Consider the following 13,787-nt stretch of genomic DNA (forward strand, 5'->3'; position numbering starts at 1 on the left):
GCATGTCTCCCATCAGACGCTGTCACGTCTGCGGGACCCACTTCCGGCCGTCACCGGACCGCCGCCACGGCCGGATCGACTGTCGAAACACCACCGGTCCCGACGTGACGCTCCCGACGACGGCGTTCGTCTGTGCCGACTGTCGACCGGAAGTCGTCGACCTCACGCGACACTGGGAGCCGCGTGACCCGTCGGCCGACGCCTGTAGCTTCTGTGCCGAACCGACCGACGGGACGGGACGGATCGACCTCGCGAGCATCGTCGACGACCGCGTGGTCTCTCAGGGGACGTATCTGCTCTGTCGGCACTGCGAAGATGTCTTCGAGACCTTCCTGGCCGACCTGCACACGGGGCTCGAGTTCCCGGACGCGTGGAGTCACACTCCCGCGCCGGGGGGCGCCGTCTTCGACCGCGAGGGCGACCTGCGCGTGACGACGACGGCGCCGACCGCCCCCGAATCCCGGCTTCGCCTCCTCGACGACGGCGATCCGATCGTCGAGGCCATCACCGAGGGCGCACCGCGCGAACGCGCCCGCGAGTTCGTCACCGCGTTCGAGGCGTTCGACGCCGAGGGGGGTGCCGACCCACGACGGATCGGCAACGCCGTCGTCGAGGGGAATCCCCACCTGCGTTCCGCGCAGGACTGAATGACCTGACCGGTCGGGACACCTCGGCGTGGCCGTCGGCGACGACGCTGGTGACCGTCCCACGAGTCGCCAGCAAGGGCTGTAGCTACTCTCGCCACGACGTGTAGACATCGCGGCCGACGACGCCGAGGCCGAAAAAGCCCAGCGCCGTCGTGGCGAGATTCCCGAGAATCGGTATCGCGGCGAGCACCGCGAGCGCCAGCGAGCCGACGCCGACGGCCGAGAGGTCGAGTTCCTCGGCGCTGGTCAGGGAGCCCCCGATCCAGAGGATGGTGACCGCGTTGCCGATCAGGCCGACGACGAACAGCGCGAGCAGCCCCGGGATGGTGATGAGCAGGCCGATGATGGTTATCGCCAGCAACACCAGGGCGATGGGGAGGCCGATGCCGAGGAGAATCCCCCAGAGGAAGGCGCCACCCATGTCGTCGCGGATGGCGGTCACCATCTCCTCGGCGTAATCGGGCGCGAGCGCGTACAGCGCCCCGCCGAGAACGAGGTTGATGACGAGGACGACGCCGAATCGAATGCCGAGGCGAGCGCCGAGGGAGAGTTCGGACCCCATCGACGACTGGGCGACTGCGACGCCCGTGAACGACCGGGGAGCGAGGACGACGGTGACGATTACTGCGAGGGCGATAGCGACGGCGCTTCGCGTGCGGGCGGGCAAGCGAGTGGAGGGCATCGCGTGACAGGTTGGAGGGGAGGGAGTAATGGGTTGTGGTAGCGCGAGGACACGCAAGGTCGTACTCTCGCCGCCGAATCCCATCTATCTCGGGCGCATACTTTTGCGACCCGGATCCGTTGGTGACGAGAACATGAGCGCCAGCAATGGTGACCGATGGGAGACCGTCCAGGACCGGTGTGCCGCCCTCGAACGAGGCACGCAACTGGTGACGCCGCTGTCGGATCGCCCGTTCCGAATCGGAGAGATCGGGACGGACCGGCTCTCGGTTCAGTTCGATGACAGCCACGAGAAGCGCACGCTCTGGGCGAGTCAGTTCGAACTCCTCGGCGACCGGATCGCGGAACACGGCCTCACCATCACCGACCTCCCGCCCCGCGTCGAGCCATACGTGACCGTCCTGACGTTGCTTCCGACGTATGCGGTGCAGGAGGACGAGATCGTCTCGGTGCCCGAATCCGAAGGTCGCGAGGAGAGTCCGTATCTCGTATCGCCGGCGGCGGCCCGACGCGACCGGAACGCCTCCACGACGACGCATTGCTGTTGGCGGACGTTCTGGAGAACATCGAGGACTCCGATCCGGCGGCGCTCGGTACGGATACGGTGACAGATCTGTACGTCCTCCTCTCGGACGTGCAACACGAGGCGGATGACACCGACAGGCGGTGCGAGACGTGCTGCTCTCCCGGCTTGGTCCGGAGCAAGAGCAACACGGCCGGTTCGGAACGGTGCGACGGACGACCCGAGAGTACCGGCAACCGAAGGACACGGCGACCGTCTTCGACGCCCTGGACGACCACGGGATCCCGCGTGACTGGGTGCTCGGTGTCGATCAGGACAAACTCGAGATCGTCCTCGCCGTGACGGCTCTCGACGAAGACGAGGTGTACGACCGCGACGAGCAGGTGTACATCCAGAAGACGGGCGTCGAAGAAGAGGAGAAGTACGCGCGATTAGAGAGGCTCGCGGAGCGAATCGAGGAACTCGACGGCGACAAACGCGAGGAACTCCGCGAGGATCTGCGCGATCTCGAAGCGCGACTCGACGAGGCGCTCTCAGCGTGACAGAGAGCGGGATCGGCGTCTGGGGGCTCCCGAAGTGTGTTGGGCTAATTCGTATACGTTACTGATTGATTATGAAGAATAGAGGTGTGCCACGGAGCCGCCCCCAAGCGAGGCAATCGTTGACCGACTGCAAGACGGGGGGTTTTCTGCCGCTGATAGCTCGGGATGACTAGCCGGTGGTGGATTTTCCGACGGGGTTGCTGGTTCTGTTTGGGTTGTAGACGCTACCGTCTGTCCGGGCGTATTGCTGGCGTCATCGGCTGGTGACTGTGCGGCGACGGCAGCGGGAGGTGTTCGAAACCGCGTTCTGGGCCGGCTACTTCCAGTGGCCGCGGACGAGCACCGCCGAAGAGGTTGCAGCGGCGCTTGATATCGCCCCTCCGACGTTGCATGCGCATCTTCGGAAGGCGGAGCATCGTCTGTTGGCCTCGTTGTTTGAGGAGTAGGTGGGTTGGCGACGGGGTCGTGTGCCTCCTTCGCCGTCGTGATATGGAGTGATTATCGGGAATACGTTAACCGGCGTTGAACGACGATTGTTTCGCTACTTGCTTCAGATTTCTCCGTGCGAGTTTTCCACACATTTTTGCGAGCGGACAGGAAAACTGTCTGTACGTGGATGAGTGACAGATTTGTAGAAGAGGATGCTGGATGAATACCGCCGACCGGATACTTAACTCGGTGCCGACGGCGACCGCGTGGGAGATCGCCTTCGAGCAGGATGTCGAAGCCGACCGACGCCGGATCGAACGCCGGTGTCGCGTCCTGGCGAACGCGGGGTTCGTCGACGTCTATCTGCGCGACCTCGGCCTCGACGATGAGTACGAACTCACGTCGTGGGGCGAGATGTATCTGGATGGGGACGTGGATGCGGAGTTACAGCGGCCGTTGCCAGCTGTTCGGCCGCCGGATAAGGTACGGCCCGGATGGTGGGCTGGATTTGGATAATATGGTTTCTCAAATACTAGAGTCAGAAAAGTGGAGAACTCTCGGACTCAGCGTTTTAGTGGCTGGTTTGCTAGCCTCGGCATATTTTGGAGTGATTTCTGTTGAATTAGTATCTGCAACGATTTCTGGGATGTTAACTCTATTTCTAGTCCTGCTGTATTTCAGACAGACAGATATCCAGGAGAAGCAGGTAGAAATAATGGAGACACAAGAGAAGTTGATGGAAACGAATCAACTGCCACAAATCGATATTGATGCCTTTTATCCCTTTGCTTTGAGTAGTGTTGGTGACCTTTCTGAGAATGCGGTAACTGTCTCATTAGAGAACGTCGGAAACGGTGTTGGTATTAATCCTCATTTGGGAATTGAAGGGGCTGTTGATTATGAAGGGGTAGAGATTGAACCGGTCTTCAGACAGATGGAGGTTGAGAGTTCAGATACGGGAGAGACAGACCCCCACAGAAATTTATCTAGTGCTTTGAAACCCGGCGAATCTCGCATATATAGGACACCTGTTACAATACATACTAACTCGGAGCTAGGTGGATATGTTAATGATTTTGCCTACTCTGTATATAAGCGCGGAGCGACTCGCTTAGAGCTTCGTCTTAGTGTTGGATTTGATGACCTTGCTGGGAATACGAGAGAGTTTGAAATCCTTGACTTAGATATCGATCTAACGAGAGTTGATTCATCGGCAGAGGGCGAGTTATCGAAGGAAGATTTTTCATTTAGACATCTATTTAGAATAGGACTTGAGGGAAATGCAGAACGACCAATCTCTTTTGATTCAACTACCCCTTCTTGGCCAAATAAGACGGATCTAATCATCAAGAACCTGCTCATAGAGGGCCACAAGAAAGTTGCAGGAGAAAATAGGGAAGAGTAGTCCGACTAGATAGATTGTCGATCTCGTCTAGAACGTTTCTAGATCGTACACCTAGAACGGATCAACATCGCCTCTCACGGACGATGTCGTCCATATCCACCGCCGATTGTGACCTGGGTTGGGACGGGGTTCAGGTGACTTCAATAACATATATCAGAAATATAGTATGCAGATGTGAGCGGCATTTTTCGGCCTCATGAAGCCCTACGATAGCAATTACTCAGCAACAAGAATTTACACGTTGGATTACTCAGGGGTTGAACCAACGCTTTTACGCCGATACCCCGGATGCGATAAAATGCGAAGAACGGCCCACCGACGTTGGAAGCAGCCTGTGGTTGAAAGCCGAGCGACTAAAACGTTGGTTCTCAGGGACTACAGCCACGCGACTTTTTCCATCCCACGCCCCTGCACTTCGAGGCTGTACGCGCCGAGATCGTGCTCGCGGAATTCTTCCAGCCCCCCAACTATCCCACTCCATGACTAGTCCGGGCTCAACCCCGGTAATTCGTATGATTTGAAGTGTTAGCAAGGAGTTAGTGACAGTATGGGCCCGGATTCTAATCACGATGTTTTCTACCCCACTAAGGATGATATAATGTCAATACACGAAGATATTATCGAGGAAGATGATGACGCTGAGCCTGGTATACTAAATGACGGTACAGTAAATTATGCATTGAATTGCATCGAACACGGCCACTTCGGCCAAGTCCCCGAAACACTCCACGAGAAAGCCGTTATGTTGCTCCGCCTCCTGTCAGCGAATCACTCTTTTGCAGATGGGAATAAGAGAACTGCACTCAACACGACTTGGACATTCTATGCCCTCAACGGATATTATTTCGACTATGGTGAGGAAATTAAGGCAATACTCAAACTATTTGCTGTGATGGAGCGAATGGTCGACCAAGAAGAGGTTGCAGACTATTTTGAGGAGATCGCTTTACCCGAAGATCATGAGAGGGTGCCAACTGAGGTGGTTCGGTTGATACATCTCACGAGATGGCGAAAGAACGTAATTGAGCAGTCCGAAGCTTTTCTTCAGGAGGTGCGTAACAATCCGGACCAGGTTTCACCTGAAGAGTTCATGCAGCATATTCGTGATGTAGATGAAATGGTCGCAGAATTCCTCGAATTTAGGGATGAATTTGAGGAAGAGCTTCCCGAAGGCGTGTTAGATTTCATCGGAGAATTGGAAGAGAATTGGACGGAAACCCTCACCGAAATACGCGATCTATTATCGGAGGTCATAGAAGATCAAGGCGAACCTCTTGAAGAAAGTTGAAATGGGGGCCGGTATCACCCATAAACTAATTAAACATCGCCTTGCTATGTCCGGTTGCCTAACCGGTTACGCAGGGAAGCGGTCGGAGAGACCGGTGATTCAACCATGTCAGCAACAAGTGAGCTCTTGGACGAAGAACAATCGAAGATGGTTCGAGCATTAGCCGCATATGACCGGAGTAGCGAGAACCACAAGAAGATCTACGAAGATCTGGCCGAAGAATAATTTCTTTATTTCGTCACTGACGGTGTAGCGTGAGTGGTTCTTGCCGTTCCCAGGGCACGTCTATAACCAACCTGCCTTTCTTTGTCCCCATTCCTGTACCTCGTTCGAAAACATCCCTCCAGTTCGGATAAGTTTCTAGCTCCTTCAGGAGAAACGTGCAAGCGTCGGACGCTCCAGCACGTTCGACCACCGACAATGCCCCACAGCCGGACCGTCCGAAACCCACCGCGTGGTGGGTCGCTACTCGGCGCGGTTGAGCGGGCTCGATGTGCGTCTCCTCGTCGCGAGCACGTGGCACGACGTGGACGTCTCGAAGTCGTCGGGAAGGTTGAGGTCGAGAAGCCACCGACGCGCTCGGTGCTCACCGCCCCCGTTGCAGTCAGGACAGGTCCGGCGAGGGATGCCACCGCGGGAGGTGGTCGTGACGAGACGGGCACCGCAGGTCGAGCAGTGCCGTCCCACGGGCGATATACTCCTCGTTCCGCGCGGGACAGTCGTCGCGACTGTCGCGAGGACTCGGCAAGCCACAGAAATAGCAGACTACGAGCGGGTAGGAGTCTGAGGGCGTTCGCTCCGACTCACAGCCGCTCACCTTCCTGACTTAAGCGGGTTCTCGCCGTCTGGTATTTCGACCGTATAACGGAGTGGGACCGCCCGGATTTGAACCGGGGTCACGGGCACCCAAGGCCCGAAGTATACCAGGCTAACCCACGGTCCCGCATCTATATGTGTAGCGGCCCGGCGCTAAAGGATTTCGTTCCGTTCGTTCGCTTCAGTCGGCGCTGATCCCACAGCCGTCGGTGTACTCGATCTCCGCGATGGAGTCGATGGGGTCCTCGCCACAGACCGGGCAGTCCGGGTCCTCGGCGTAGGGCACGGGGTCGAAACTCATGTCCATCGCGTCGTAGAAGAGCATCCGCCCGACGAGGGGGTCGCCGGCGTCGAGGAGGACCTTCACGGCCTCGGTGGCCTGAATACAGCCGACGGTGCCAGGCAGCACGCCGAGGACGCCCGTCGTCGCGCAGTCGGGGACGGTGCCGGGTTCGGGCGCCTCGCGGAACAGGCAGCGGTAACAGGGGCCGTCGGGGTGGAGCGTTGTGACCTGCCCCTCGAACTTGTAGATAGCGCCGTGGCAGACGGGGATACCGGCGAGGCGACAGGTGTCGTTGACCAGATAGCGCGTCGGGAAGTTGTCCGAGGCGTCGACGACGACGTCGTAGTCCTCGAGCAGGTCGGCGTTGGTCCGGTCGAGTCGCGTCTCGTAGGTCTCGACGTCGACGTCGGGGTTGAGCGTCGCCACGAAGTCCTTCGCGCTCTCGACTTTGGGGCGGCCGACATCCGCGTCGCCGTGGATCACCTGGCGCTGGAGGTTCGACCGCTCGACCACGTCGTCGTCGACGACGCCGATGCGGCCGACGCCCGCGGCCGCGAGATACTGGATGACGGGGGCGCCCAGACCGCCGGCACCGACGACGAGGGCGCTCGAATCGAGGAGGCGTTTCTGCCCTTCCGGCCCGACCTCGTCCATGATGATGTGTCGCGAGTAGCGGTCCAGTTGCGTGGCGTCGAGCGAGAGCCCACTCATACCAGCATCTCCGTGGTCGAGGAGGATAAATCCGTGCCGTCTCGGTGCGCGAAGCGCGAGGGCGCCACGTTCTTGGGGGGCCGACGCGAGAGCGTGACACATGGCCCTCCGTGACCGTCTCCGACCGTGGCACGCCCTGATGCTCGCCGTCTTCGTCGCCGGAACCATCGTCTCGCTCCTGCGTGCGGATGCGCTGACGGTCGCAACCGGCTTCCGAGCCGTCCTATCCGGCCTCCTCGGCCTCGTCGTCTTCCAGTTTACCGTCGGCAATATCTGGGGCTACGCCGTCGAATACCGCAACGCTGGCGGCCGGTGGTCCGACTGGCCCTTTCTCGCGCCCTTCATCGTCGCGGGCGTGGCTGGTGTGGCTATCGGCGTCTACACCGGCAGCGTCGGCGCGGGAGCGTGGGCCGCGTTTTGGGTGTTCGTCGTCGTCGCCGCCCTCGTCGCCATCGGAACGTGGCTCGTCGTCGGCTACCGCACCGGGGCGAGTGCCAATCAGTAGACGAGCACCCGCCAGACGAGTTCACCCGGCCACGGCGTACCGAGGGCCAGCGGGCGCTTCACGTCGACGCCAACGGTGAACTCGTGGCGGACGCGCGAGGCAATACGAGTCGGGTCCCCGTTCGACGTGACCGTCCCGTCGAACCGAACGTCGATTCGTTCGAGCGTCGCGCTCTCGCGGTCGATAACGGCGCGGATGCGCGCGGCGCTCACGTTCGAGAGCCGGTCCGGCGCGTTCGGCTGTGTGGCCGCGAACACCGCCTCGGAGTCGGTGAGTTCGAGGACGAGTCGGTCGTCACCGCGCTCGACGACGCGCCACCCGTCGACACCGGATACCGGCGGCTGGAGTCCGCCGCCGGGAGCCCAGTCGTAGCGGTCAGCCCACGAGACGTAGTCCGGCGCCGCCCGGACGGGGCGTTCGTCCGACCCCACGGTACGCGACCCGAGAGCGACGGCGTCGAGACCGCGAGTCGGCGGCGACCCCGTGCCCGCCGACGCGTACACGGCGGGCCCGTGCGCCCGACCGGCAGTCGACTGTCGGTACTGGCGGTCCGTCCGGTCGATCCGATGCTCGACGACGAACGGGTCGGCGTCGGGGGCGAGTACGGCGACACGGTAGCGGTGGTCGGCGCGGAGCGTGTTCTCGTGTGCCGTCGCGTAGGCGGTGTCGGGGTCGTCGGGGAGCGACGCCGAGTGAGTCGCGGTCGGACGGAGCTCCGCCGCCCGCACGCCACCGACCGCCGTGCCAGCGGCGACGAGGAGGACGACCACCAGCACGACACGACGCCAGTCGGGCGACGACGCGTCGGCGGGTGCGGCCGCGATCGCCCGGGCAGCGAGAAGCGCGAGCGCGAACGCCGAGACGAGAACGGCGATGGCGCCACCGAGTACGAGGCCGACGAGGCGTCCAGAGCGAATCGCCGTCGCGACGGCGACCGCGAGCAAGCCCGCGAAGGCGAGATGGACCGCGAGCAGCCTCGCGACGGTTCGGGGCGACGCGTCGGCGCCCGCCAGCGCCGCGCCGAGGGCACGACTTGGTGACTCGCCAGCGACGACGCGACCGACGGCGGGGGCGACGACGACCCAGCCGAGGAGGGTGCCGACCGCGACACCGATGATGGCCCCACCGACCTGTACCGAGAGCGTCGTGAGCGCGTCGCCGTAGCCCAGCCAGTACAGCGCCACCCGGACGGGAGTGTCGAGAAGCAGGAAGGCGGTCGTACCGACGGCGAGGGCGAGCGCGTGGCCGCCCACGGCGACGGCGAGAAGCACCGGAAGCGCCGGGCGCCCGACATCGTCGGGGCGGACTGCCGGCGGGAGTGCAGCCCGAACGTTCGGTGCAACGAGACCGAGGACGACGACGCTGATCGGCGGCCAGAGGATAGCGAGCGGAATCGATTCGGCCAGCGTGGCCCCTATCCGAATCGCCGTCTCGGCGATAGCAGCGAGCGCGGCGAGTGCGAGCAGACGGGGGCTGTTCAGCGTGGCACGGGCTGCCGAGCGGAGAGCGGACACGTTCGAAGCCTCCGAGTTCACTCCGCGAGCGCGCCCAGATCAAGGTCCGCGAGGCGTTCGGCCGTCGGCACGCCGTCGTCGTCCCAACCGCGGAAGTCATAGTACTCGTCGAGCATCCGGTCGAGTTCCTCGGGTGGGCAGTACATCCCCTCGGCCGGCCCCTCGGGAATCGGTTCGTGTAGCACGCGATGCGAGAGGGTGTCGGTCTCGCGGCTGGCGACGCCGCGCTCGACGTTGATGAGGCGTTCGAGGTTGTAGACCCGCTCGCCGATGCGTTCGACCTCGTCGGTCGAGAGGTCCCAGCCGGTCGCCGCATTGATGGCGTCGCGGTAGCGGTCGGTGACGCGCTTGCCCCAGCCGGCCTCGCTGACGAACCGGCACTGCGTGAGCGAGTCGCCGAGCGCGGTGAAATGCTGGGTTCGCGCGGCGAACGCGGGGGTTCCCTCGGTCGTCTCGCTGTGTTCGCCCTCGTACTGGAGCGTGGGCCGGGTGTCGTGATGGGAGCCACCGCGCGTCGCGGTGGCGTAGCCGATGCTCATCCCCTTGAGGCCGCGGGGGGAGTGGGCGGCGAACTCCAGGCCCTTGACGCCGTGGAGGTACCGCTCGGCCTCGTCGGCGAGGTCGCTCGCGAGGCGGAACGACCCCTCGGCGAGGCGGTCGCCGAACCCCTCGCGGTGGGCGGTCCGCCGGGCGAGTTCCACGAGACCGTCGGCATCGCCGAAGGCGAGGTGTGGCGAGTCGTCATCGGTGAGAAGGCCCTCGTCGTAACACTCACGGGCGAAGGCGACGGAGACGCCCCAGGAGATGGTGTCCATCCCCAGACGATCACAGAGGTCGTTGGCCTTCATCACACGCTCGATGTCGAACACGTCGGTCATGGTCGCGGTACCGAACAGGCTCTCGAACTCCGGAATCTTCGCCTCGGTGATGCCCTCGCTCTCGACGGCGACGTGTTTCCCACACGCCACGGCGCAGTTGGCACACGTCGTGTCCTCGGTGACGTACTCCGCGCGCAGGCGCTCGCCGCTGATGGCCTCGGCTTTCTCGTCGGGCGCCTGTTCGACCCGGTTGTTCCGCCGGCCGAGTTTCCCCATCTCGTTGATCGGATTGACCAGGCCGCTGGTGCCGTAGTTCTGGAGCATCTCGGTTTCGGCCATCAACGGGCCCATCCGCTCACCGACCAGGTCGCGCAGGTCGCCGTCCGCAGCGGGATCGGGATCGAACTCGCCCTCCTCGATCGCCACCGCCTTCACGTTTTTCGACCCGAGGACGGCGCCGGCACCGCCGCGGCCGGCCACCCCTTCGCGCATCTCGGAGTCGTGAAGCAGGCAGGCAAAGCGCACCTGGTTCTCGCCCGCGGGGCCGGTGGCGATGACGTGGACATCGTTGTCGGCGTCGTCGGCCGCCAGCGACTCGACTTCCGCGCACGCCTCGTAGGTGTCGAGTCCCGCCGTGTCGGGCGCGCTCTCGACGCGCGCGCCGTCTTCGTCGACGTGGACGTAGGAGAGGTCGGCGGCGGCGCCGTGGAGGACGACCATCTCGAAGCCCGTCGTCTTCTGGGCGCGGGGGAAAGTGCCCCCGAAGGTGCTGTCGAAGAAGCCGTTCGTCTGCGGGCTGACGAAGCCGACGACGCCCCGACTCGTCGACTGGAACGGCGTCCCGTTCATCGGGCCGACGGCGAACGCGACGACGTTTTCGGGGTCGAACGGGCCCGCGTCGGCGGGCACGTGGTCGTGGACCGCTTTCGCCGCGAACCCGTTGCCGCCGAGGAAGCGCCGGGCGTCTTCGGGGGCTATCTCCTCGATCTCGCTCTCCCCCTCGTCGAGGTGGACGTGGAGAATCCGGCCGCCGTAGACGGGTGGCAGGTCTGACATACGCGACGTTCGACGCTCCGGGCACAAATCGTTTGTCGGTCGGAATATCGTCACGAACCAGCCGCCCATTCGATATCGCGACATGCGATTTATTCGATCACACGAGAGCCACGACTAACCGCCGAGAAAAAGCGAAAAAGAACGTTACTTGCCGCGGCGCCGGTCGCCGCCGATGCTGGGCCGGGTGTGCTCCGTGCCCTTGCCACGTTTCTGCTGACCGCGGCCCTTCTGCCCGGCACTGGTCTTGCCACGGAACGCACGGCCACGGTGCGAATCGTCGCAGATCCAGTTCAGGTCGTCGTCGGCCTCGATGGCCGGGTGGTGCGGGTCGACGAGGATCACTTCGTGCCACTTCTGGGAGCCGTCTTCACCGACCCAGTAGGAGTTGAGCACGCGGAGGTTGGGGTATTTCCGCGAGGTGCGCTCCTCGGCGATGCGCTGGATGCTCTTGCGGCGGCCGATGCGGTTGACGCCCTGCCGCTTCGAGCGTCGACCGGCCTTGAACCGCCGCTTGCGGGCGCCGCCCTTCCGGACGGAGGTCCGCGTCACGACGATGCCCTGTTTGGCCTTGTAGCCCAGGTTGCGGGCCTTATCGAGGCGAGTGGGGCGCTCGATGCGTTCGATGGCGCCCTGTTCGCGCCAGTCCTGTTTTCGTTGCCACTGCAGTTCGGCGAGGTCCCCGTCACCGGGGTCCTGCCACGCGTCTCGGATGTGCGAGTAGAAGCTTCGTGCCATGGTTTACCCACGGGCGCTTGCGATTCAGCCGCGCCGGCGAGGCCGGCGGGCCACATGTCGTCCCGACGAGTCGGGTGCCCGCTGGGGCCCGTCTACCAGCGAGTTGTCGACAGTACCCCGTTGTTGGGGTTAAGCACTTCGACTCGCGGCGAACTCGCGGACCGTCTCGAACTCGCCGCTCTCGACGGCGCGGGCGACCTTCGTCGTCTCCACGTCGGGGACGATCTGCGGGTGTTTCCGGGCGAAAAAGCCCACGAGGTTCGAGATGTCGCGCTCGAGCAGCTCGCCGGCGTTCTCGTGCTCGGTCGACACCGACTGCGGCCAGTCGAAGATGGTGATTCCCGACTCCGCGACGGCGACGTTGTGTTCGCTGAGGTCGGCGTGAACCAGGCCGGCGTCGTAGGCGTCGGCCGCTTCACGGAGCGCCAGATCGAGGACGGCGACCACCTGCTCGTCGTCGAGTTTCGCCCGCTCGAGTTCCACGCCGTCGAACTTCGTCATCACGATGGCGTGGCGGTTGTGGTCGATGGGACGCGGCACCGACACGTCGGGGTAGAGCGTTTCGAGCGCGTCGTACTCCCGTTCGGCGGCCTTGCGAGCGGTGTAGAGCCAGGAGACGTGGTGGTGGTCGGCGGTGTACTCGCGTTCCTTGTTCACCTCGCGGAAGTTGGTGTAGCCCTCGCGGTGGAACTTCAGCGCCAGCGGCCGGTAGGACTGGGCCTCGTACACGTCGCTCTCCTTGCCGACGCCGAGGGGGGCGCCCACGCCCTCGACGGTGTCTCGCTCGGCAAATGTGTGAAGAGCGAGCACGTCGTACCCCTCGAAGGTGAGCTGGTAGCCCTCGTACTGCATGGTCCGGCGCTGGATCAGATCCCGTTTCATACACCGATCCAACCGGTAGTCCACCTCCTCGGACGTCAGGTTGGCGTAGTCGGGCAGCTTCGAGCGGTTGACCCACTCGCTGAACCGCATCCCCTGCTCGACGCCGGAGAGGAGATAGAAGTCCTCGGCGTCGAGTTCGGCGACCACGCCGGCGACGTTCTTGACCATACGACACGTTGACGGGCGAGGGTCAAAAGCCCCCCGCGTCGGCGAGATAAATCGTATGTAGCGATAGAGAATTGGACGGTGGCACGCTGAAATCGATGTCGACGACTCAGTAGACGAGCGTCGCGTCGCTCTCGACCGCGTAGAGCGTCCGTGCGGCGACGTTGACGGCGTGGTCGCCGACGCGTTCGAGGTCCCGGACGGTGAGCAGGAGTCGGGAGATGTCGTCCAGGGACCGCTCGACCGCCCACGAGTCGCCGGTCTCGCGTTCGATCAAGTCGCGCATCACTTGCTCGCTGGCGCGCTGACACAGCGAGTCGAGCTCGTCGTCGCGGGCGGCGATTTCACGGCACAGCGCCGGGTCGTCCGTGCGGTACGCGGTCAGCGCGTCGGCGAACAGTTCACGGGCGAGATCGCCGATCGGCGCGATATCGACCGACTCGAACTGGGCGCGGTCGGACTCTACCGCGAGGGCGTACTTGGCGAGATTGGTGGCGAGGTCGCCGACGCGTTCGATATCGGTGAGGATCTTGAAGGACGCGGCGACGAACCGCAGGTCGCTCGCGACGGGTTGTTGGCGGGCGAACAGGCCGATACACACCGATTCGAGGTCGAGATACGTCTCGTTGATCGCGTCGTCGCCGTCGATCACGTCGTGAGCAGTCGCCTCGTCGCCCGTCTCGAGCGCGTCGAGCGCGCAGTCGAGGCGCTGAGCGACGCGGTCGCCCATGGACAGTACGTCGGACCGCAAGTCCGCCAGCGACTGCTGGAAGTCGTCTCGGGGCAC

Annotated in this window: 13 protein-coding genes, 1 tRNA gene and 2 pseudogenes; 8 read left to right on the forward strand and 8 right to left on the reverse strand. The window is 63.2% G+C overall.

The window, feature by feature from the left end; translation table 11 throughout:
• The first annotated feature begins 2 nt into the window (after positions 1 to 2).
• A complete protein-coding gene (locus tag MXB53_RS11985; RefSeq protein ID WP_248897776.1) occupies positions 3 to 647 on the forward strand; it encodes a hypothetical protein in 645 nt (214 codons plus the stop codon).
• 85 nt (positions 648 to 732) lie between these two features.
• Here MXB53_RS11985 and MXB53_RS11990 read toward each other — a convergent pair whose 3' ends face one another.
• Positions 733 to 1,329, reverse strand: a complete 597-nt coding sequence (locus MXB53_RS11990) for a DUF8173 domain-containing protein (RefSeq protein WP_248897777.1) — start codon at positions 1,327 to 1,329, stop codon at positions 733 to 735.
• Between the two features lie 133 nt (positions 1,330 to 1,462).
• On the opposite strand from MXB53_RS11990, the gene MXB53_RS11995 reads away from it, so the two are divergent.
• From MXB53_RS11995 to MXB53_RS12020, 6 genes and pseudogenes are all read left to right on the forward strand, one after another.
• Positions 1,463 to 1,936, forward strand: coding sequence for a DUF7983 family protein (locus MXB53_RS11995; RefSeq protein WP_248897778.1), 474 nt, complete (start codon positions 1,463 to 1,465; stop codon positions 1,934 to 1,936).
• Positions 1,873 to 2,393 (forward strand): annotated as a pseudogene (locus MXB53_RS12000) (DUF7983 family protein). Before MXB53_RS11995 ends, MXB53_RS12000 begins: the two are co-directional and overlap by 64 nt.
• 278 nt (positions 2,394 to 2,671) lie before the next feature.
• Positions 2,672 to 2,839 (forward strand): annotated as a pseudogene (locus tag MXB53_RS12005) (helix-turn-helix domain-containing protein); the annotation flags it as partial.
• Between the two features lie 232 nt (positions 2,840 to 3,071).
• A complete protein-coding gene (locus MXB53_RS12010; protein ID WP_248897781.1) occupies positions 3,072 to 3,338 on the forward strand; it encodes a winged helix-turn-helix domain-containing protein in 267 nt (88 codons plus the stop codon).
• Position 3,339: 1 nt separating this feature from the next.
• Complete coding sequence (locus tag MXB53_RS12015) at positions 3,340 to 4,227, forward strand: hypothetical protein (protein ID WP_248897782.1); 888 nt, start codon at positions 3,340 to 3,342, stop codon at positions 4,225 to 4,227.
• Positions 4,228 to 4,774: 547 nt separating this feature from the next.
• A complete protein-coding gene (locus tag MXB53_RS12020) occupies positions 4,775 to 5,515 on the forward strand; it encodes a type II toxin-antitoxin system death-on-curing family toxin (protein WP_248897783.1) in 741 nt (246 codons plus the stop codon).
• Between the two features lie 870 nt (positions 5,516 to 6,385).
• Here MXB53_RS12020 and MXB53_RS12025 read toward each other — a convergent pair.
• Positions 6,386 to 6,458, reverse strand: a tRNA-Pro gene (locus tag MXB53_RS12025).
• 54 nt (positions 6,459 to 6,512) lie between these two features.
• On the reverse strand, positions 6,513 to 7,325 hold the full coding sequence (gene ubaA / locus MXB53_RS12030; protein WP_248897784.1) for an SAMP-activating enzyme E1: 813 nt from the start codon (positions 7,323 to 7,325) through the stop codon (positions 6,513 to 6,515).
• 100 nt (positions 7,326 to 7,425) lie between these two features.
• Between ubaA and MXB53_RS12035 the strand changes: the two genes are divergently transcribed.
• On the forward strand, positions 7,426 to 7,830 hold the full coding sequence (locus MXB53_RS12035) for a hypothetical protein (protein ID WP_248897785.1): 405 nt from the start codon (positions 7,426 to 7,428) through the stop codon (positions 7,828 to 7,830).
• On the opposite strand, the gene MXB53_RS12040 is transcribed toward MXB53_RS12035, so the two are convergent.
• The 5 genes from MXB53_RS12040 to phoU form a co-directional block, all read right to left on the reverse strand.
• On the reverse strand, positions 7,824 to 9,344 hold the full coding sequence (locus tag MXB53_RS12040; RefSeq protein ID WP_248897786.1) for a hypothetical protein: 1,521 nt from the start codon (positions 9,342 to 9,344) through the stop codon (positions 7,824 to 7,826). The genes MXB53_RS12035 and MXB53_RS12040 overlap by 7 nt on opposite strands.
• A gap of 17 nt (positions 9,345 to 9,361) precedes the next feature.
• On the reverse strand, positions 9,362 to 11,218 hold the full coding sequence (locus tag MXB53_RS12045; RefSeq protein ID WP_248897787.1) for an aldehyde ferredoxin oxidoreductase family protein: 1,857 nt from the start codon (positions 11,216 to 11,218) through the stop codon (positions 9,362 to 9,364).
• Between the two features lie 144 nt (positions 11,219 to 11,362).
• Complete coding sequence (locus MXB53_RS12050) at positions 11,363 to 11,953, reverse strand: 50S ribosomal protein L15e (protein ID WP_248897788.1); 591 nt, start codon at positions 11,951 to 11,953, stop codon at positions 11,363 to 11,365.
• A 129-nt stretch (positions 11,954 to 12,082) separates the two neighbouring features.
• Positions 12,083 to 13,003, reverse strand: coding sequence for a serine/threonine-protein kinase RIO2 (locus MXB53_RS12055; protein ID WP_248897789.1), 921 nt, complete (start codon positions 13,001 to 13,003; stop codon positions 12,083 to 12,085).
• Positions 13,004 to 13,109: 106 nt separating this feature from the next.
• Complete coding sequence (phoU, locus tag MXB53_RS12060) at positions 13,110 to 13,787, reverse strand: phosphate signaling complex protein PhoU (RefSeq protein ID WP_345779711.1); 678 nt, start codon at positions 13,785 to 13,787, stop codon at positions 13,110 to 13,112.

Origin of the sequence: Haloplanus sp. XH21 (assembly GCF_023276355.1) — an archaeon.
Lineage (GTDB): Archaea > Halobacteriota > Halobacteria > Halobacteriales > Haloferacaceae > Haloplanus > Haloplanus halobius.

Excerpts from the sequence above, each read along its gene's own strand:
- MXB53_RS11985 (WP_248897776.1), top strand. The coding sequence starts at position 3 with ATGTCTCCCATCAGACGCTGTCACGTCTGCGGGACCCACTTCCGGCCG.
- MXB53_RS11990 (WP_248897777.1), bottom strand. The coding sequence starts at position 1,329 with ATGCCCTCCACTCGCTTGCCCGCCCGCACGCGAAGCGCCGTCGCTATC.
- MXB53_RS11995 (WP_248897778.1), top strand. The coding sequence starts at position 1,463 with ATGAGCGCCAGCAATGGTGACCGATGGGAGACCGTCCAGGACCGGTGT.
- MXB53_RS12015 (WP_248897782.1), top strand. The coding sequence starts at position 3,340 with ATGGTTTCTCAAATACTAGAGTCAGAAAAGTGGAGAACTCTCGGACTC.
- MXB53_RS12020 (WP_248897783.1), top strand. The coding sequence starts at position 4,775 with ATGGGCCCGGATTCTAATCACGATGTTTTCTACCCCACTAAGGATGAT.
- ubaA (WP_248897784.1), bottom strand. The coding sequence starts at position 7,325 with ATGAGTGGGCTCTCGCTCGACGCCACGCAACTGGACCGCTACTCGCGA.
- MXB53_RS12035 (WP_248897785.1), top strand. The coding sequence starts at position 7,426 with ATGGCCCTCCGTGACCGTCTCCGACCGTGGCACGCCCTGATGCTCGCC.
- MXB53_RS12045 (WP_248897787.1), bottom strand. The coding sequence starts at position 11,218 with ATGTCAGACCTGCCACCCGTCTACGGCGGCCGGATTCTCCACGTCCAC.
- MXB53_RS12050 (WP_248897788.1), bottom strand. The coding sequence starts at position 11,953 with ATGGCACGAAGCTTCTACTCGCACATCCGAGACGCGTGGCAGGACCCC.
- MXB53_RS12055 (WP_248897789.1), bottom strand. The coding sequence starts at position 13,003 with ATGGTCAAGAACGTCGCCGGCGTGGTCGCCGAACTCGACGCCGAGGAC.